Annotated in this window: 18 protein-coding genes; 6 read left to right on the forward strand and 12 right to left on the reverse strand. The window is 71.1% G+C overall.

Going from position 1 to position 17,015, the window contains the following annotated elements:
- Nucleotides 1-45: 45 nt before the first annotated feature.
- The 8 genes from ACFOY6_RS12980 to ACFOY6_RS13015 form a co-directional block, all read right to left on the reverse strand.
- Nucleotides 46-702, reverse strand: coding sequence for a cytochrome c oxidase assembly protein (locus ACFOY6_RS12980; protein ID WP_109516645.1), 657 nt, complete (start codon nt 700-702; stop codon nt 46-48).
- Between the two features lie 23 nt (nt 703-725).
- Nucleotides 726-884, reverse strand: a complete 159-nt coding sequence (locus ACFOY6_RS12985) for a hypothetical protein (RefSeq protein ID WP_181378081.1) — start codon at nt 882-884, stop codon at nt 726-728.
- Nucleotides 881-1,837: a heme o synthase gene (locus ACFOY6_RS12990; RefSeq protein ID WP_379651078.1), complete on the reverse strand. Its 957-nt coding sequence runs from the start codon at nt 1,835-1,837 to the stop codon at nt 881-883. The genes ACFOY6_RS12985 and ACFOY6_RS12990 overlap by 4 nt, the downstream gene beginning before the upstream one ends.
- Nucleotides 1,838-1,852: 15 nt before the next feature.
- Nucleotides 1,853-3,466 (reverse strand): cytochrome c oxidase subunit I, encoded by a 1,614-nt coding sequence (gene ctaD, locus ACFOY6_RS12995; protein ID WP_109516643.1) that lies wholly within the window; start codon nt 3,464-3,466, stop codon nt 1,853-1,855.
- A 42-nt stretch (nt 3,467-3,508) separates the two neighbouring features.
- A complete protein-coding gene (coxB, locus tag ACFOY6_RS13000; protein WP_456316314.1) occupies nt 3,509-4,423 on the reverse strand; it encodes a cytochrome c oxidase subunit II in 915 nt (304 codons plus the stop codon).
- A gap of 299 nt (nt 4,424-4,722) precedes the next feature.
- Nucleotides 4,723-5,049 carry an ArsR/SmtB family transcription factor gene (locus ACFOY6_RS13005; protein WP_379635391.1) on the reverse strand — a complete coding sequence of 109 codons (327 nt, stop codon included), beginning with the start codon at nt 5,047-5,049 and terminating at the stop codon, nt 4,723-4,725.
- A gap of 13 nt (nt 5,050-5,062) precedes the next feature.
- On the reverse strand, nt 5,063-5,794 hold the full coding sequence (locus ACFOY6_RS13010) for a class I SAM-dependent methyltransferase (protein ID WP_379651081.1): 732 nt from the start codon (nt 5,792-5,794) through the stop codon (nt 5,063-5,065).
- A gap of 144 nt (nt 5,795-5,938) precedes the next feature.
- Complete coding sequence (locus ACFOY6_RS13015; RefSeq protein WP_109516639.1) at nt 5,939-6,820, reverse strand: DMT family transporter; 882 nt, start codon at nt 6,818-6,820, stop codon at nt 5,939-5,941.
- A gap of 132 nt (nt 6,821-6,952) precedes the next feature.
- Here ACFOY6_RS13015 and ACFOY6_RS13020 point away from each other — a divergent pair, with 132 nt between their 5' ends.
- Nucleotides 6,953-7,423 carry an L-2-amino-thiazoline-4-carboxylic acid hydrolase gene (locus ACFOY6_RS13020; protein ID WP_109516638.1) on the forward strand — a complete coding sequence of 157 codons (471 nt, stop codon included), beginning with the start codon at nt 6,953-6,955 and terminating at the stop codon, nt 7,421-7,423.
- A 46-nt stretch (nt 7,424-7,469) separates the two neighbouring features.
- Here ACFOY6_RS13020 and ACFOY6_RS13025 read toward each other — a convergent pair whose 3' ends face one another.
- Nucleotides 7,470-8,210 carry an SIMPL domain-containing protein gene (locus tag ACFOY6_RS13025; RefSeq protein ID WP_109516637.1) on the reverse strand — a complete coding sequence of 247 codons (741 nt, stop codon included), beginning with the start codon at nt 8,208-8,210 and terminating at the stop codon, nt 7,470-7,472.
- Nucleotides 8,211-8,386: 176 nt separating this feature from the next.
- Here ACFOY6_RS13025 and ACFOY6_RS13030 point away from each other — a divergent pair, with 176 nt between their 5' ends.
- The 5 genes from ACFOY6_RS13030 to phnE (ACFOY6_RS13050) all read left to right on the forward strand — a co-directional run bounded on the left by ACFOY6_RS13030 (nt 8,387) and on the right by phnE (ACFOY6_RS13050) (nt 13,215).
- Nucleotides 8,387-9,292 carry a DMT family transporter gene (locus ACFOY6_RS13030; RefSeq protein WP_109516636.1) on the forward strand — a complete coding sequence of 302 codons (906 nt, stop codon included), beginning with the start codon at nt 8,387-8,389 and terminating at the stop codon, nt 9,290-9,292.
- Between the two features lie 100 nt (nt 9,293-9,392).
- Nucleotides 9,393-10,208: a phosphonate ABC transporter ATP-binding protein gene (gene phnC, locus ACFOY6_RS13035; protein ID WP_379635398.1), complete on the forward strand. Its 816-nt coding sequence runs from the start codon at nt 9,393-9,395 to the stop codon at nt 10,206-10,208.
- Between the two features lie 96 nt (nt 10,209-10,304).
- Entirely contained in the window at nt 10,305-11,273 is a 969-nt protein-coding gene (gene phnD / locus ACFOY6_RS13040) for a phosphate/phosphite/phosphonate ABC transporter substrate-binding protein (protein WP_109516634.1), read from the forward strand.
- A gap of 192 nt (nt 11,274-11,465) precedes the next feature.
- A complete protein-coding gene (phnE, locus tag ACFOY6_RS13045; RefSeq protein ID WP_109516633.1) occupies nt 11,466-12,362 on the forward strand; it encodes a phosphonate ABC transporter, permease protein PhnE in 897 nt (298 codons plus the stop codon).
- Nucleotide 12,363: 1 nt separating this feature from the next.
- The gene (phnE, locus tag ACFOY6_RS13050; RefSeq protein ID WP_245906283.1) at nt 12,364-13,215 is read left to right on the forward strand and encodes a phosphonate ABC transporter, permease protein PhnE; all 852 of its coding nucleotides are present in this window, start codon (nt 12,364-12,366) and stop codon (nt 13,213-13,215) included.
- A gap of 78 nt (nt 13,216-13,293) precedes the next feature.
- Here phnE (ACFOY6_RS13050) and ACFOY6_RS13055 read toward each other — a convergent pair whose 3' ends face one another.
- The 3 genes from ACFOY6_RS13055 to ACFOY6_RS13065 all read right to left on the reverse strand — a co-directional run bounded on the left by ACFOY6_RS13055 (nt 13,294) and on the right by ACFOY6_RS13065 (nt 17,014).
- A complete protein-coding gene (locus tag ACFOY6_RS13055) occupies nt 13,294-13,875 on the reverse strand; it encodes a GcrA family cell cycle regulator (protein ID WP_109516631.1) in 582 nt (193 codons plus the stop codon).
- A gap of 200 nt (nt 13,876-14,075) precedes the next feature.
- Entirely contained in the window at nt 14,076-15,062 is a 987-nt protein-coding gene (locus ACFOY6_RS13060; protein WP_379651084.1) for an acetamidase/formamidase family protein, read from the reverse strand.
- A 68-nt stretch (nt 15,063-15,130) separates the two neighbouring features.
- On the reverse strand, nt 15,131-17,014 hold the full coding sequence (locus tag ACFOY6_RS13065; protein WP_109516629.1) for an ABC transporter ATP-binding protein: 1,884 nt from the start codon (nt 17,012-17,014) through the stop codon (nt 15,131-15,133).
- Nucleotide 17,015 lies beyond the last annotated feature (1 nt).

The following is a 17,015-nucleotide window of genomic DNA, read 5'->3' on the forward strand; positions in this document are numbered from 1 at the left end:
ATACGCGGAGCATCAATCCCCAAAACGGGGTTTGGATCAAGCCTCTCACGGCATTGCCGTGGGGCGGCCATCAGGATCGCGAATGGGCGAGGCATCGCTGCTCTTGCCCACATGGGGGCCGGCCTTGGCCAGGGCGCCGGCGCGCTCGGCATCGGCCAGGGTGCGGAAGAAGGTGTAGCTCAGGGTGATGGTGCGGATATCCCGCGTCGCCGGATCCTGCGCGATCTTGGGATCCACCCAGAAGGAGATGGGCATCTCCACCTCCTGCCCCGGCTGCAGCGTCTGCTCGTCGAAGCAGAAGCAGTGCACCTTGTGGAAATACGGCCCGGCGATCTCCGGCGTCACATTGTAGGTGGAGATGCCGGTGGTGGGCGTGCCGGCATTGCTGCGGGCCGTGTAGAAGGCCATCGCATCGGCGCCGAGCTGCATCTGCATGCTGTTCTGCCCCGGCTGGAAGCGCCAGGGCAGGCCGGGATTGGTGTTGGCGTTGAAGCGCACCGTGATGGTCCGCGCCCCCGCCTCGGCCCCCGGCGCCGCCGGCCCGTTGATCTGGGGCGTGCCGCCATAGCCGGTGACGGCGCAAAACAGCGTGTAGAGCGGCACGGCCGCGAAGGAGAGGCCGAGCATGCCCGCCACGATGCCACCCGCCACGAAGGCGACGCGGCGGTTGCGGCGGGCAAGATCCGGGTCGTTGACGGGCACGGTGGCGCTTCCTGTCGCTGGGCTCAGCCCCGGGTCAGCCGGGCCATGGCGATGAAGAAGAACAGCCCGACCAGCCCGAGCAGGGCGAAGAAGACGGCGTAGTTGCGGCCGCGCCGCCGGCGGAGGAAGGCGGCCTTCTCCTCCGGCGTCATGCCGCCCGGCGCGCCCTTGACGGGGCTCATGCGCCGAACACCAGGCGGTCCGCGGCGAGCGCCGCGAACAGCACGAACAGATAGATGATGGAGAACCGGAACGCCGCCCGCGCGGGGGCGTCGTTGGTCAGGCTGCGGCCCTCGGCGTCCTGGGCGTCGCGCTTCACGCGCCACATGGATTCCAGGAAGAAGCCGCCCAGCACCAGCGCCGCCGCGCCATAGGCCAAGCCCGCCATGCCGATGACGGTCGGCAGCAGGGCCAGCGGCGCCAGCAGCAGGGAATAGAGCCAGATCTGCCGGCGGGTCTCCTTGGGGCCGGCCACCACGGGCAGCATCGGCACCCCGGCGCGCTGGTAGTCGCCATGCGCGAAGAGGGAGAGCGCCCAGAAATGCGGCGGCGTCCAGAAGAAGACGATGGCGAACATCACCACCGCCTCGAGCGAGACCTGCCCGGTGACGGCGGCCCAGCCGATCATCGGCGGGAAGGCGCCGGCGGCGCCGCCGATGACGATGTTCTGCGGCGTCCGGCGCTTCAGCCACATGGTGTAGATGAAGACGTAGAAGCCGATGGACCCCGCCAGCACGGCGGCCGCCACCCAGTTGGTGGCCAGCCCCATCAGCATGACGGAGGCGAGGCTCAGCAGCACGCCGAAGGCCAGTGCCGAGCTGGCGCGGATGCGCCCCGCGGGAATGGGCCGGCCGGCGGTGCGGCGCATGACCGCGTCGATGTCGCGGTCGTACCACATGTTGATGGCCCCCGCCGCCCCTGCCGCCACGGCGATGCAGAGGATGGCGGTGACCGCCAGCACGGGGTGCAGATGCCCCGGCGCGACGAGCAGCCCGACCAGGCCGGTGAATACCACCAGCGACATCACCCGTGGCTTGAGCAGCGCGATCCAGTCGCGCACCTCGCTCAGGTCGATGTCGGTGGATGTGCCAAGGGGGGCAGAAGCCCCCCCCGACTTGATCGCGCTATCGCTCATCAGCCGGTATTTGCCTCAGCGGATGCGGGGCAGTTCATCGAAGGTGTGGAAGGGCGGCGGGGAAGAAACCTGCCACTCCAGGGTCGTCGCACCTTCGCCCCAGGGGTTCGCCTCCGCCTGCTCCTTGCCGGCGAAAGTCCGGTAGCAGACATACAGGAAGACCACGAAGGACGCCACCGAGATATAGGCGCCGAGGCTGGCGATCAGGTTCCAGCCCGCGAAGGCGTCCGGATAATCCGGGTAGCGGCGCGGCATGCCCTGGGCGCCCAGGAAGTGCATGGGGAAGAAGGTCAGGTTCACGCCGACGAAGGTCAGCCAGAAATGCACCTTGCCCCAGAACTCCGGGTACTGCTTCCCGCTCATCTTGCCGATCCAGTAGTAGAAGCCGGCATAGATCGAGAACACCGCGCCCAGGCTGAGCACGTAGTGGAAGTGGGCCACCACGTAGTAGGTGTTGTGCAGGATCACGTCCACCGAGGCGTTGGCCAGCTTCACGCCGGAGACGCCGCCCATGGTGAACAGGAAGATGAAGCCGATGGCGAACAGCATCGGCGTGCGGAAGGTGATGGAGCCGCCCCACATGGTGGCGATCCAGGAGAAGATCTTGATGCCCGTGGGCACCGCGATGATCATCGTCGCCGCCATGAAGTAGGCGCGGGTGTCCACCGAGATGCCGGAGGTGAACATGTGGTGCGCCCACACCACGAAGCCGACCACGCCGATGGCCACCATGGCGTAGGCCATGCCGAGATAGCCGAAGATCGGCTTGCGGCTGAAGGTGGACAGCACGTGGGAGATGATGCCGAAGCCCGGCAGGATCATGATGTAGACTTCGGGGTGGCCGAAGAACCAGAACAGGTGCTGGAACAGCACCGGGTCGCCGCCGCCGGCCGGGTCGAAGAAGGCCGTGCCGAAGTTGCGGTCGGTGATCAGCATGGTGATGGCGCCGCCGAGCACGGGCACGGACAGCAGCAGCAGGAAGGCGGTGACCAGCATGCCCCACACGAACAGCGGCATCTTGTGCAGCGTCATGCCCGGGGCGCGCATGTTGAAGATGGTGGTGATGAAGTTGGCCGCGCCCAGGATCGAGCTGGCGCCCGCCAGGTGCAGCGCGAACAGCGCCATGTCGACCGAGGGGCCGGACTGGTAGGTGCTGTTCGACAGCGGCGGGTACAGCGTCCAGCCGGTGCCGGCGCCACCCACGAACAGGCTCGCCACCGCCAGGATCAGCGCCGGGACCAGCAGCCAGAAGCTGATGTTGTTCAGGCGCGGAAAGGCCATGTCCGGCGCGCCGATCATGATCGGCACGAAGTAGTTGCCGAAGCCGCCGATCAGCGCGGGCATGATGACGAAGAACACCATGACCACGCCATGCGCGGTCACGGCCACGTTCCAGGCCTGGCCGTCGGCGAAGATCTGCATGCCGGGGCTCTGCAGCTCGATGCGCATCAGCAGGCTGAGGCCAACGCCGACGAAGGCGGCGACCACGGCGAAGATCAGGTAGAGGATGCCGATGTCTTTGTGGTTGGTGCTGAAGAACCAGCGCGCCACGAAGCCCGGGGTGTGATCATGGTGGCCATGGTGGTCACCATGGCCATGGTTGTCATGCGTGTGTGACGCGGTCGCCATCTTTGTCCGTCCCGCTCTCGAACCCGTCTCGTGAACGCCGCGTCAGCGGCGAAGCTCCGCCAGAACCGCACCGTCATCCGCGGCCGCGGCCTGGGCCGCCGGCGCCTTGCCGGCGGTGGCCACCGGCTGCGCCGGGCGCTCGCCGCCCTCGGCCGCGAAGCGCTGCCGCGCCCCCGCCACCCAGGCGTCGAACTCGGCCTGCGGCACGGCCTTCACCACGATCGGCATGAACCAGTGGTTGGTGCCGCAGATCTGGTTGCACTGGCCATAATAGGTGCCGGTGTGGTCCGCCCGCATCCAGGTCTCCATGGTGCGGCCCGGAATGGTGTATTTCTGCACGCCCAGGCTCGGCACGAAGAAGCTGTGGATGACATCCTGGCCGTTGGTCAGGATGCGGATGTTCTTGCCCACCGGCACCACCAGCGGCTCATCCACATCCAGGTTGCGCAGCTGGCCGGGCTTCAGGTCGGCTTCCTGCACCGGGTAGCTGTCGAAGGCGAAATTGCCCTGATCAGGGTAGGCGTAATGCCAGTACCACTGCCGGCCGGTCACGTTGATCGTCAGGTCCGCTTCCTGCGTCCGGTCCTGATAATAGATCAGGCGGAAGGAGGGAACGGCGATGACCAGCAGGATCAGCACCGGCAGAACCGTCCAGGCCACTTCCAGCAGGGTGTGGTGGCTGGTGCGCGAGGGCACCGGATTCGCCTCGGCGCGGAACCGCCAGACCACATAGGCCAGCAGCGCGCCGACGAAGACGGTGATGGCGACGATGATCCACAGCACCAGCTGGTTGAAGTCGTGGATCGACTCCTTCACCGGGCCGCCAGCCCGCTGCAGATCGATACCCCAGGGCACCGGGGCGCCCACAATGCCGGAATCCGCGCCGCCCGAACCCTGCGCCAGGGCCGGCGCCCCTTGCAGCAAGGAGATGGCCGCCACCCCAAGGGTGGCGCTCAAGCCCGCGAAGCGCGAAACGATCGACCGCCGCATTCCCTATCCCGTCCGCTCGTAATCCGTTCGCCCGATAAACCTGGGCGCCGGCGCGCACCGCGCCGACCAGCCAAAGCCGCACCGCACGACCTGGCCCTTTTCCCCCCGCGCCCGAACCGACACCAGGGGAAACATTCGCCGGACCATAATCGCCACCACCGGCACCGCACAAGTGATGCCGGGGCAACGATGCGCAAGCGGGGCATCTGTGGCCCGCGCGCACAATGGCCCCGCAGACCTTTCCAGCCCGCCAACGCGGCGCCGAATCAGCCCGCCGGCGCCGAATCCGCCTCCGGCTCATCCTCGATGACGTGATCCACCATGTCGCCCAGCATGGAACGCACATGCGCATCGGTGACGGCGTAGAACACCTGCCGGCCCCGCCGCTCCGCCTGCAGCAGGCGGGCGGCCCGCAGCAGCCGCAGGTGATGCGAGGCGAGACTGCCGGAGATGCCGATCCGCTCGGCCATCTCCCCCACCGGGGCGGGGGCGTCGAGACAGGCCAGGATGATGCGCAGCCGCGTCGGGTCGCTCATCAGCCGGAACATCTCGGCCAGTTCGACGACCTGATCCTCGGCGATGCGCAGCGACACCGCCCGGCGGCCCTCAGGCCGCCACGGCCCGGTCCGGCGCCGCCAGCACGGCCGGCGCGGCGTTGCGCAGGTGCACCAGGGTGAACAGCCCCGCCGGTGGGCAGGACTCCAGCGCCTCCACCTGCACCTTCTCGCGATCGAACAGGTCGCTGAAGGCGAAGTCGGGGTGCCAGCCCAGCACGCGAGAGAGCGGCGCCATGGTGCGCTCGACCCACCAGCGCGGCCCGCCCTCGGCGGCGAAGTGGTTGACGAACAGCAGGTGCCCGCCCGGCTTCACCACGCGGCTCATCTCGGCGAACAGCTTCTTGGCGTCGGGCACCACGCTGGCGGTGAACATCGCCACCGCGATGTCGAAGGCACCGTCCTGGAACGCCATCGACTCGGCGTCCATCTCCAGCAGCCCCTCGACATGGGCGAGGCGCTCGTCGCGCACCCGCTCCTCGGCCTTGAGCAGCATCTCGCGCGAGAGATCGATGCCGACCACGCGCTTCTCCGCGCGGTAGCGCGGCAGGGCCAGGCCGGTGCCGACCCCCACCTCCAGCACCCGCGTGCCGGGCAGGCGGTTCACCGCCGCCACCGCGCGGCGGCGCCCATAGGAGGAGACCCCCCCGAACACCGCGTCATAAACCCCCGCCCAACGGCGATAGGCTTCCCGTACCGAGTGGGCGTCCAGCGCCGCGCGCGGGTGGTCCCGCAGCGCATTGTCAACCGCCTGTTCCCGCGATGTTCCGAGTGTCGTGGCCATTCCCTGTCCTCGCGTCCGCATCCCGCTACCCGCTTGCCGCCCGCCGCGCAAGCGCAAGAGTGCTCGACCGAGTCGCACCCCTCCGGCGGCGGTGTCCGGGGGCGCCCTTCGGTGAATCCAGCAGGGGCAACGCCTGGGCTCCGCCTAGGTTCCGCCCGTCCGGCCCTGCCGCTGCGGCAGAGCCACCAGCACACCCCCCACGGCGATGATGGCGGCGCCCAGCAGCGTGTAGCGGTCCGGCATGTCGCCGAACACCGTCATCGAGGCCAGCACGGCCCAGACGAGCTGGCTGTAGCTCATCGGCGCCAGCAGGCTGGCGGGGGCGCGGGCGAAGGCCAGCACCAGGAAGCCGTGGCCCACCGCGCCGAGCGCGCCCAGCGCCATCAGCCCCACCCAGCCGATCGCCCCCGGCGGCCACTCCCACACGAAGGGCTGCGCCACCGAGGAGACCAGCGCCGCGGCGATGCCGGTGTGCAGGATGGTGGTGCGCGGGTCGTCCACCCCCGCCAGGCGGCGCGTCAGGATCTGGTAGACGCCGTAGAGCAGCGCGGTGCCGAGCGGCAGCAGCAGCGCCCCGTGCGGCATCGGCCCGCCGGTGAGGAAGGGCGGGCGCAGCGCCACCGCCACCCCCAGCAGCCCCACCGCCACCCCCAGCCAGCGCCGCGGGCTCACCGTCTCCTTCAGCCAGATGGCGGCCAGCGCCACGGTGAACAGCGGCGAGGCGAAGTTCACCGCCGTCGCGTCGGCCAGGGGCACATGGGCCAGGGCATGGGAGAACAGGAAGTTGGCCGAGGCCAGGCAGAGGCTGCGCGCCGCCTGCAGCCCGAGCGCGCGGGACCGCCAGGGCAGCGGCCCGGTGAAGACGCGCAGCAGCAGGGCCACGAACAGGATATGGAAGGCGAAGCGCGCGAAGATCAGCTGCGACACGGCGTAGTCCGCCGTCATCAGCTTGATGGTCGTGTCCATCGCCACGAAGAAGGCGATGGCGACCAGTTGCAGGGCGATCCCGGCGAAGGTGGCGGACATGTCGGACGATCATGCCACCCGTCCGGCGCTCCGGGCAGCCCGGGCGGAAGAAAAAAACGCGCCCACCCGCCGCCGCCCTCCCCTCCCGCCGCTACAATGGCCGGCGGGACAAACGGAGCGGGGCAGAACCTTATGTCAATGTCGATCCTGGAGCAGCGGCGCATCGAGGCCGCCTTCGCCAAGGGCATCTACGAGGAGATGGCGGCCGAGCTGGGCGAGGAGGCGGCGCGCCGCATCCTGCGCAACGCCGTGGTCAAGCTGGCCAAGCAGGCCGCCGCCGGCATGGCGGCCGAGGCGCCGGAGCCCTCGCTCGAGCACTTCGTCAGCATCCAGCCGCGCTGGACGCGGGAGGACGCGCTGCGTGTCGAGGTGGTGCGGCAGGATGCGGAGAATTTCGATTTCAACGTCACCCGCTGCCGCTACGCCGAGAGCTACAAGGAGATGGGCCTGCAGGAGCTGGGCGCCATCCTCTCCTGCAACCGGGATGGCGCCTTCTGCCAGGGCTACGACCCCCGCCTGAAGATGACCCGCACCCAGACCATCATGGGCGGGGCCACGCATTGCGACTTCCGCTACCGCTGGGACGAGGCCGCCAAGGCATGAGATGAAGCGGGGCCGGGGTAGGAAACGCCCCGGCCCCCTCGCGCGCTCAGCGGCGCAGCAGGATCTCGGCCGCGGCGGTGGAGGCGACGGCCACCTCCTCGGGCGCCGTGACCGGCGGCGGGGCCGATTCGCGGCGCGCCGCGGTGGACATCGCCATCATCCGCGGCATCGGCACCTCCGGCGCGTCGAGCCGCAGATGCCGGATGCCGGCCACCCGCAGGCCAAGCTGCGCGGCCACCGCCTCGGCCCGCTGCCGCAGCGCCTCGATGGCGAGCTTTCCCGCCTCCTGCCGCGCCGCCGTCTCCGCCTCGCGCGAGAGCCGCCAGCTCAGCTCGCCCATCGCCAGCCCCTGCCCCTGCAGCCGGCCGACCAGCTCCAGCAGCGCCGCGGGCTCGGCGGCGCGCAGGTTCAGCGTCTGCGAGGCGGTCCAGCTGCGGCCCTCCTCGACACGGTTGGTCCAGTAGCCGCCCGTGCTGGCGCGCACGCCGGAGACGCCCTGCGCGGCCGCGAGGGCCTGCTCCATCACCCGGTTCACCTGCGCCTGGACGGCGGCGGCATTGGCGCCGCGCGCCTCGGCGCGCAGGCTGGCGCGCAGCTCGTCGGGCGCGCGCAGCACCTCGGCCGTCTCCGAGAGGCTCAGCACCGTCTCCGGCAGCGTGGCGGTGGAGGAGGCATTGGCCGGGTTCTCCGCCGGTTGGGCCGCCAACGGCGCGGCGCCGCCGAGGCCGGCGATGGCCAGAGCCGCGGCGGCCAGGGCGGTGGCCGGCAGGCCAGGGAATCGGGTCATGCGAAGCTCCTTCACGTCGGTCCGCCGCGGATATCGGCGCGCGGGGCGCGGCGCGGAAGCCCGCGGCGCGCACAGATGCGCGGGCGGGGCAGCCATCCGCATCCGGCACCCCTCCGTGGCTCTACAGCCGCGCCGAGGCTGTCTAACCTGGGAAGCCCTGCCGCCGGAACCCGCGCATGCCCCTCTGGATCGCCATCACGCTGACCGCCGCCCTGCTGCAGACCTGGCGCACCGCGCTCCAGCAGAAGCTGCGCGGGCAGCTTTCGGTCAATGGCGCGGGGGTGGTGCGCTATCTCTACGGCGTGCCGGTGGGGGTGCTGCTGCTGGCCCTCTACGCCCTGCTGATGGGGCATGTGCCGCCCGGCCCCACCCTGCCCTTCCTGGCCTTTGCCGCGCTGGGCGGGCTGCTGCAGATCCTCGGCACCAACCTGCTGATCCTCTCCTTCGGCGCGCGCGGCTTCGCCGTCGGCACCGCCTATGCCAAGACCGAGGCGGTGCAGGGCGCCATCCTGGCGCTGGTGCTGCTGGGCGAGCAGCTCTCGCCGCTGGCCTGGCTCGGCATCGCGGTGGGGGTAGGCGGGGTGCTCTACCTCTCGCTGGCCGGCAAGGCGATGGACGCCGCCACCCTGCTGCGCGCCACCACCCAGCCGGCGGCGCTGTACGGGCTCGGCGCCGGCGCCTGCTTCGCGCTGACCTCCATCTTCATCAAGAGCGCCAACCTGGAGCTGCCGCACCCGGACCCGATCCTGCGCGCCCTCGTCACGCTGGTCGCCGCCAACATCCTGCAAACGGTGATGCAGGGGGGCTGGCTGGCGCTGCGCGAGCCGGCGCAGATGCGCGCCGTGTTCCGCACCTGGCGCACCAGCGCCCAGGTGGGCGCCCTCTCGGCCTGCGGCTCGGCCTGCTGGTTCAGCGGCTTCGCCCTTGCCCCCGTGGCCATGGTGCGCGCCCTGGGCCAGACGGAGATCCTGTTCACGCTGCTGTTCAGCCGCTTCTACCTGCGCGAGACGCTGAAGCGCAGCGAGGTGGCGGGCGCCCTCATCGTGGTGCTCGGCGTGGTGCTGGTGCTGGTGGGGCGCTAGCCGGCCGCCACTTTCCCCGCCGAGCCATCGGCTTGTCATCGGCCCTTCATCGCCCTGTCACGGGCGCCCCCTATAGGCGGCGCAACGCAAAGGGTGGCCGATGCTTGAGCTTCAGAACATTTCCCGCCGCTTCGGCGCGACGCAGGCGGTCTCCGGCGTCAGCCTGAAGGTGCCGGCCGGCCAGATGGTGGGCGTGATCGGCCGTTCGGGCGCCGGCAAGTCCACGCTGCTGCGCATGATCAACCGCCTGACCGAGCCCTCCGAGGGCCGCATCCTGCACGACGGCGTCGATGTCACGGCGCTGCGCGGCCAGGGGCTGCGGGACTGGCGCACCCGCTGCGGCATGATCTTCCAGCAGTTCAACCTGGTGCAGCGGCTCGATGTGCTGACCAACGTGCTGGTGGGGCGGCTGAACCACCGCCCCGGCATGCTCGGCACCGTGGCCACGCTGTTCAAGCACTTCCCCGCCGAGGAGCGGGCCATGGCGCTGATGGCGCTGGACCGCTTCGATCTCGCCGACCAGGCGCTGCAGCGCGCCGACACGCTCTCGGGCGGGCAGCAGCAGCGCGTCGCCATCGCGCGGGCGCTGATGCAGGAATCGCGCATCATCCTGGCCGACGAGCCGATCGCCAGCCTCGACCCGCGCAATGCCCGCACCGTGATGGACGCGCTGCGCGACGTGAACCGGCGCGACGGCATCACCGTGCTCTGCAACCTGCACCACCTGGACACGGCGCGGGAATACTGCACCCGCGTCATCGCCATGCAGGGCGGCCGGATGATGTTCGACGGCCCGCCCGAGGGCCTGACCGCCGCCCGGCTGCGCGAGATCTACGGCGTGTCCGAGGCCGAGTTCAACGCGCAGAGCGCCATGGACCACGCGCCACGCGCCACCGCCGAGGCCCCGGCGGCCTGACGAGCTTCCGGCGGGCAGGCGCCCGGCCACAAGGCCCGCGAACGCCCGCCCGCCCAGAAAGCCCGCGGGCGATGCCCGCCTACAAGGAGAGACAGCATGATCACCCGTCGCACGCTGGCCGGCCTGATGGCCGGCGCCGCCCTGCTGCCCGCCGCCACCCGCGCCCAGCAGGCCGCCCCCGCCATGCCCGCCGCCGGCGAGCGCCCCTGGGCGAAGCAGGTGCCGCAGATCCGCATCGGCCTGCTCGGCGGCGAGAACGAGGCCGACCGCCTCGGCCGCTTCGACGCCTACCGCAAGCTGATCGAGGACACCTTCAAGGTGCCCGTCCGCCTCTTCCCCGCCGCCGACTACGCGGGCGTGATGCAGGCCTTCTCGGCCGGGCAGATCGAGGCCTCCTCGATGGGCGCCTCCGGCTATGCCGGCGCCTGGCTCGACACCAACGGCGCCGTGGAGCCGCTGGTGGTGCCGCTGGAGAATGACGGCTCCTCCTCCTACATCTCGGTGATGGTGACGCGGAAGGATTCCGGCATCACCTCGCTCGAGCAGATGAAGGGCAAGTCCCTCGCCTGGGCCGACCCGAACTCCACCTCGGGCTACCTGATCCCGCGCTCGGAGCTGCGCAACAGCGGCGTGGACATCAACGGCTACTTCTCTCGCACCGGCTTCGCCGGCGGGCACGAGCAGGCGGTGGTGGCGGTGCTGCAGAAGCAGTACGACGCCTGCTGCACCTGGGCTTCCGGCATCGGCGACGAGAGCCAGGGCTTCAGCCGCGGCAACCTGCAGGCGATGGTCTCCAAGGGCATGCTGAAGATGTCCGACCTGAACCTGATCTGGAAGTCGCGCCCGATCCCGAACGGCCCGCTGGTGGTGCGCTCGGCCCTGCCGGCGGCGTTCAAGGAGGATTTCACCGCCTTCCACATGGCGCTGCCCACCGCCCACCCGAAGGTCTACGCCGACATCGAGCGCGGCGGCGGCAAGGGCTATGAGCGCGTGACGCACGCCATGTTCGAGCCGATCGTGCAGCTGCGCCGCGAGGAGGCCGCCGAGCGCCGCCGGCGCTCCTGAGGCCAGATGGCGCCGCCGGCGCTCCTGAGGCCGCTGGCGCCGCCGGCGCTCCTGAGGCCGCTGGCGCCGCTGGCGCTCCTGAAGCAGGTGGCATGAGTTCGGGCAGCGTCACCGGCGCTTCCGGGCGGCCGCCAGCCGGGGGAGAGGATCCACCCTCCCCCGGCCCCTTCCCTTCCCCGCACGAGTAGAGTCATGGACGCCATCGCCGCGCATCTTCCGGTGGTGCGGCGCGGGGAGGCCGCCTTCCAGGCGCTCCGCCGCCAGCGCCGCAACACCACGCTCCTGGGCCTCGGCCTGCTGGCCGCCCTGCTACTGCTGGCCGCCCGCATCAGCGAGTTCTATCCCGCCACCCTGGCCGCCGGCCTGCCGCGCATCGGCGAGTATTTCTGGCGCATCCTGCCCTCGCTGCAGCTCTCCGCCCTGTTCTCCGGCGCGGAGACGGAAGGCAGCCTGGCCTTCTGGCTCTACCGGCTCGATTCCTGGGCGCTGCTGCTGGCGCAGACGGCGCAGATGGCGGCGCTCGCCACCCTGGCCGGCGCGGCCGTGGCGATGCTGCTGGCCTTCCCCGCCGCGCGCAACCTGGGCGCCGGGCGCTGGCTCTCGCCGCTGACGCGCCGCGCGCTGGAGGCCACCCGCACCGTGCCGGAGATCGTCTACGCGCTGATCTTCGTCTGGGCCTTCGGCGTCGGGCCGCTGGCGGGCATCCTGGCCATCGCCATCCACACCGCCGGCGCGCTGGGCAAGCTCTTCGCCGAGGTGATCGAGAATGCCGAGATGCAGCCCTGGGACGGGCTGCGCGCCTCCGGCGCCAACTGGGTGCAGGCCTGCCGCTACGCCATCCTGCCGCAGGTGGCGCCCAACCTGCTGAGCTACGCGCTGCTGCGCTTCGAGATCAACGTGCGCGGCGCCAGCGTCATCGGCTTCGTCGGCGCCGGCGGCATCGGGCAGGAGCTCTACCAGGTGATCGCCTTCAACTACTACGAGGAGATCAGCGCCATCGTCCTGCTGGTCATCCTGGCCGTGATGCTGATCGACCTCGTCTCCGAACAGCTGCGGCACCGCCTCATCCATGTCGTGGGAGGGCGCTGAGATGCGGCCGGACGCGCAGACCGTCACGCAATGGCAGGCCCGCCTGCCCGCCGCCTTCGGCCCCGGCCGAGCCACCCGCGCGCTGCGCTGGGTGGCGGGCGCGGCCTTCCTGCTCTGGCTCGGCTGGAGCTTCTGGCTGTTCGACATCACCCCCGCGCGGCTGTGGAACGGCCTTGAGGGCCTGGCCACCATCCTGCGGCTGATGGTGCCGCCCAGCCCCGGCGAGCTGTGGCTCGACATCCTGAAGGGCATGGCGGAGAGCGTGGCCATGGCCTTCCTCGGCACCTTCCTCGCCGCGCTGCTGGCGGTGCCGCTGGGCTTCCTCGGCGCCCGCAACATCGTCACGGTCACGCTGCTGCGCTTCTCGGTGCGCCGCCTCTTCGACGGCATCCGCGGCGTGGACCAGCTGATCTGGGCGCTGGCCTATGTGCGGGCCGTGGGCCTCGGGCCGCTGGCCGGCGTGCTGGCCATCTTCACCAGCGACCTCGCCGTGCTCGCCAAGCTCTACGCCGAGGCCATCGAGAACGCCGAGAAGCGGCAGAGCGAGGGCGTCATGGCCTCGGGCGGCGGGCGGCTGCACGCGCTGCGCTTCGGCGTGCTGCCGCAGGTGCTGCCGGTGATGCTGGCCCAGGCGCTCTATTTCTTCGAGAGCAACACCCGCTCCGCCGCCATCCTCGGCGTGGTGGGCGCGGGCGGCATCGGCCTGCAGATCGCCGAGCGCATCAAGGTGCGGCACTGGGACGAGGTGGCCTTCATCATCCTCCTGATGGTGCTGACCGTCGCCGCCATCGACACCCTCTCGGGCGCGCTGCGCCGCCGCCTGATCGGCCGCCGCGAGGCCGCCATCACCTGAGCGTCCGCGGATGCCAGACGAAGAAGGCCCGGAGGGTTCCCCCTCCGGGCCTTCTGCGTTGCAGCGGCGGCCGCGCGGTCAGGCGGCGTCGTCGCGCCGGTCGCGGGCCTTCACATAGGCGACCGCAGCGTGCTCGGGGCAGTAGGGCTTCCCCGGAATGGCCTCGCCCGTGCAGAAGCGGAAATCCGGCGTGCCGGGCTCGCCGATCGGCCAGCAGCAGGAGCGGCCGCCCATCCGCTGGAAGGGCCGCACCACGGCCGGCGGCGCCGGGCGGCGGGTGGCCGCCGGCGGGCGCGGCGCGGCCAGCGCTGCCGCCGGGGCGATGGGCTGGGTGGCCGGCGGCAGGGTGGTGAGGGCGGGGCGCACCGGCTCCGGCTCGGGCGCCGGAGGCGCCGCCGCCGGGGCGGAAAGCGGGGGCACCGGAAGCTCGGCCACGGGCTCCGCCATCGCCGGCGCCGCAGGCGCCGCGGCGGGCGCGGCCGTGGCGCGGGGCTCGTTCTCGCGGCGGATGGGGCTGGGGCGCGCGGGCAGGTTCAGGCGGTGCGCCTTGCCCACGACCGCGTTCTTGGAAATGCCCATGCGGCGGCCGATCTCTGCCGTCGAGTGGCCTTCGGCCCAGAGGGCCCGCAGAGCCTCGATCGCTTCCGCTGTCCAATCCATACCCAGGCTCCTGCCTCCACCCCCATATACGGTAGTTAACGCGGGGGTAGCGGCACAAGATGCGGCGCAAACGGCGACTCGCAAAAGTTGTGGAAAAGAGTCCCCCCTCCCGTGGGAAGGGGGACCGGGCGCGGCGGGGCCGCACCGGGCGGCTCTGTTCCCGCGAAACGGCGCCCAATGCAAGGCGCCGTTTCGGCCTCTCAGAACAGCAGGCCCTTGCGCAGCAGGCCGTGCACGCCCTTCTCGCCGTTCACGGTCTGGGTGACGTGGAAATCCACCGCCAGCGAGCAGAACTGGTAGGCGTCCGCCGCCGAGAGGTTGCTGCGCGCGGTGATGAAGGCGATCATCTCGCGCAGCGCCTGCTTCATGGCGATGTCGAGATCCTCGTGCATGCCCATGCTGATGTAGTGGGTCGGCGTCTCGGCGCGGGGGTAGCGCAGCGCCGGGCGGCGGGTGCCGTCGCCCTTCTCCAGGCTGAAGCGGAAATGGCCGGTCAGGCACATCTCCAGCGCGGTGACGCAGACCTCGCCATCGCCCTGCACGCCATGGCCGTCGCCGGCGCTGAACAGGCCGCCGGGGCGGTGCACCGGCAGATAGAGGGTGCTGCCGGCCACCAGCTCCTTGTTGTCCAGGTTGCCGCCATGGGCGCGCGGCTCCTTGGTGGAGATCTGCCCCCACTCCACCGGCGGCGCCACACCCATCACGCCGAAGAAGGGCGCGAGCGGCAGGGTCAGGCCATGGTTGTCCGGGCCGAAGGGCAGGCGGCAGGTGTTGGCCGCGCGGTCCACCGGGATGTGGATGAGGCGGCGATAGGGGAAATCCTCCGGCAGCGTGCCGACGAGCGCGCGGAAATGGTTGTAGCCCCAGTCCGCCCCCAGCTCGACCGCCTCGATGTCGATGCGCAGGCAGTCTCCCGGCTCGGCGCCGGCCACCGCCACCGGGCCGGTGACGAGGTGCGGCCCGAGGCGCGGCATGGCGCCGGCGGCGACCGCCTTGTGGATCTCGGCCAGCGCCGGCGGCACGGCCAGGCCACTGTCCCCGGGCGGCATCACCTCGGCCGGGCCGGAGACGCACTGCATCACCACCAGGTCACCCGACTGGACCGTCAGGACGGGCGGAAAGGCGGCGTCGAAGGCCCCGAAGCGCACCGTCTCCGGCGTCGCGTGCAGATGATGGGTGGCAGGCATGACAGGTCCCTCCTGGCCGCTCACATTCCCGGCGATGCGGCGGCGGGTCAACTCCCGCCGGCGTGCCCTCACCCCTCCAGGAAGCCGCCCGACTGGCGCCGCCACAGCCGGGCATAGGCGCCCTCGCGCGCCAGCAGCTCGGCATGGCTGCCCTGCTCGACGACGCGGCCATGCTCCAGCACCACCAGCCGGTCCATGCTGGCCAGGGTGGAGAGGCGGTGGGCGATGGCGATGACCGTCTTGCCCGCCATCAGCCCGGTGAGCTGCTCCTGGATAGCCGCCTCCACCTCGGAATCGAGCGCGCTGGTGGCTTCGTCCAGCACCAGGATCGGCGCGTCCTTCAGCAGCACGCGGGCGATGGCGACGCGCTGGCGCTGCCCGCCCGAGAGCTTCACGCCCCGCTCGCCGACATGCGAATCATAGCCCTCCCGCCCGCGCCAGTCGCGCAGGGCGGTGATGAAGTCGTGCGCCGCCGCCTGCCGCGCCGCCGCCTCCACCGCCGCCTGGCTGGCACTTGGGCGGCCATAGCGGATGTTGTCGCGGACCGAGCGGTGCAGCAGCGCCGTGTCCTGCGTCACCACGCCGATGGCGCCGCGCAGGCTCTCCTGCGTGACCGTGGCGATGTCCTGCCCGTCGATCAGGATGCGGCCCGATTGCGGGGCGAAGAAGCGCAGCAGCAGGTTCATCGCCGTGGTCTTGCCCGCCCCCGAATGGCCGACGAGGCCGACACGCTCGCCCGGCGCGATGTCGAGGTGGAAATCCTCCAGCACGCCGCGCCCCGTCGCCGCGCCCGGGCCGCCGGCATAGGCGAAGCGCACATGCTCGAAGGTGATGCGCCCCTCCCCCACCACGAGCGGGCGCGCGCCCGCGGGGTCCGGCGCCGTGGGCGGCACGGCGATGCTGCCCGTGGCCTCCTGCACCACGCCGAGATTCTCGAAGATGGCGGCGACGTTGAAGGCCACCCAGCCGGAGATGTTGGCGATCTGCCACGCCATCGGCAGCGCCGCGGCGACGATGCCGAGCTCGATCCGCCCCGCATCCCACAGTCCGAGCGCAATGGCGGCCATGGAGACGAGCATGGTGGCGTTGAGGGTGGAGAGCAGCAGCGCGTTCAGCGTGATCAGCCGCATCTGCCGCTGGAAGGCGGCGGTGAGGCCGAGGATGCCCTCGCGCACGAAGGCGTCCTCGTCCTCGGCGCGCGCGAAGAGCTTGAGCGTGAGGATGTTGGTGTAGCTGTCGACGATGCGGCCGGTGAGCAGGCTGCGCTGCTCGGAGGCGGCGCGGGCGCGCTCGCGCAGGCGCGGCACGATGAAGCGCAGCAGCAGGCAATAGGCGGCGAACCAGACCAGGATGGGCAGCGCCAGCCAGGCATTGGCCGAGGCCAGGTAGAGCACCGCCCCCGTGCCATAGACCAGGATGTACCAGACGGCGTTGACCGACTGCACCACGCTCTCGCGCAGCGCCGGCCCCGCCTGCATGACGCGGTTGGCGATGCGCCCGGCGAAATCCTCCTGGAAGAAGGACCAGCCCTGCCGCACCACGTGCCAGTGGCTCTGCCAGCGGATCATGCTGGTGACACCGGCGTTGATCGCCTGCTGGCCGATCAGGTTCTGCGCCAGGATGGAGGCCGGCCGCGCCAGCAGCAGCACGGCCGCCATGCCGAGCAGCTCCGGCCAGCGCTCCGCCAGCAGCGTGCCGGGCGCCTGCGCCGACAGCAGGCCGACGACGCGGCCGATGAACACCGGGATCAGCGCGTCGAGCAGCGCCACGCAGAGGCCGGCGACGAAGAGCAGGCCGAACAGCGCCCGCGCCTGCCGGATGAAATACCAGTAGAAGCCCCACAGGCCGTCCGGGGGCGGCGCCTCCGGCACGGGGCTGCCGAGGATGCGGCTGGCCTGCTGCCCAGGCGCCGCCACGGGGTCGATGATTCGCTCGAAGATGCCGCTGCCCATG

Source organism: Teichococcus aestuarii (assembly GCF_042651065.1).
GTDB lineage: Bacteria > Pseudomonadota > Alphaproteobacteria > Acetobacterales > Acetobacteraceae > Pseudoroseomonas > Pseudoroseomonas aestuarii.

Coding starts and splice junctions, on each gene's coding strand:
- ACFOY6_RS12985 (WP_181378081.1), bottom strand. CDS start 884: ATGAGCCCCGTCAAGGGCGCGCCGGGCGGCATGACGCCGGAGGAGAAG.
- ACFOY6_RS12990 (WP_379651078.1), bottom strand. CDS start 1,837: ATGAGCGATAGCGCGATCAAGTCGGGGGGGGCTTCTGCCCCCCTTGGC.
- ctaD (WP_109516643.1), bottom strand. CDS start 3,466: ATGGCGACCGCGTCACACACGCATGACAACCATGGCCATGGTGACCAC.
- ACFOY6_RS13010 (WP_379651081.1), bottom strand. CDS start 5,794: ATGGCCACGACACTCGGAACATCGCGGGAACAGGCGGTTGACAATGCG.
- ACFOY6_RS13015 (WP_109516639.1), bottom strand. CDS start 6,820: ATGTCCGCCACCTTCGCCGGGATCGCCCTGCAACTGGTCGCCATCGCC.
- ACFOY6_RS13020 (WP_109516638.1), top strand. CDS start 6,953: ATGTCAATGTCGATCCTGGAGCAGCGGCGCATCGAGGCCGCCTTCGCC.
- ACFOY6_RS13025 (WP_109516637.1), bottom strand. CDS start 8,210: ATGACCCGATTCCCTGGCCTGCCGGCCACCGCCCTGGCCGCCGCGGCT.
- ACFOY6_RS13030 (WP_109516636.1), top strand. CDS start 8,387: ATGCCCCTCTGGATCGCCATCACGCTGACCGCCGCCCTGCTGCAGACC.
- phnC (WP_379635398.1), top strand. CDS start 9,393: ATGCTTGAGCTTCAGAACATTTCCCGCCGCTTCGGCGCGACGCAGGCG.
- phnD (WP_109516634.1), top strand. CDS start 10,305: ATGATCACCCGTCGCACGCTGGCCGGCCTGATGGCCGGCGCCGCCCTG.
- phnE (WP_109516633.1), top strand. CDS start 11,466: ATGGACGCCATCGCCGCGCATCTTCCGGTGGTGCGGCGCGGGGAGGCC.
- phnE (WP_245906283.1), top strand. CDS start 12,364: ATGCGGCCGGACGCGCAGACCGTCACGCAATGGCAGGCCCGCCTGCCC.
- ACFOY6_RS13055 (WP_109516631.1), bottom strand. CDS start 13,875: ATGGATTGGACAGCGGAAGCGATCGAGGCTCTGCGGGCCCTCTGGGCC.
- ACFOY6_RS13060 (WP_379651084.1), bottom strand. CDS start 15,062: ATGCCTGCCACCCATCATCTGCACGCGACGCCGGAGACGGTGCGCTTC.
- ACFOY6_RS13065 (WP_109516629.1), bottom strand. CDS start 17,014: ATGGGCAGCGGCATCTTCGAGCGAATCATCGACCCCGTGGCGGCGCCT.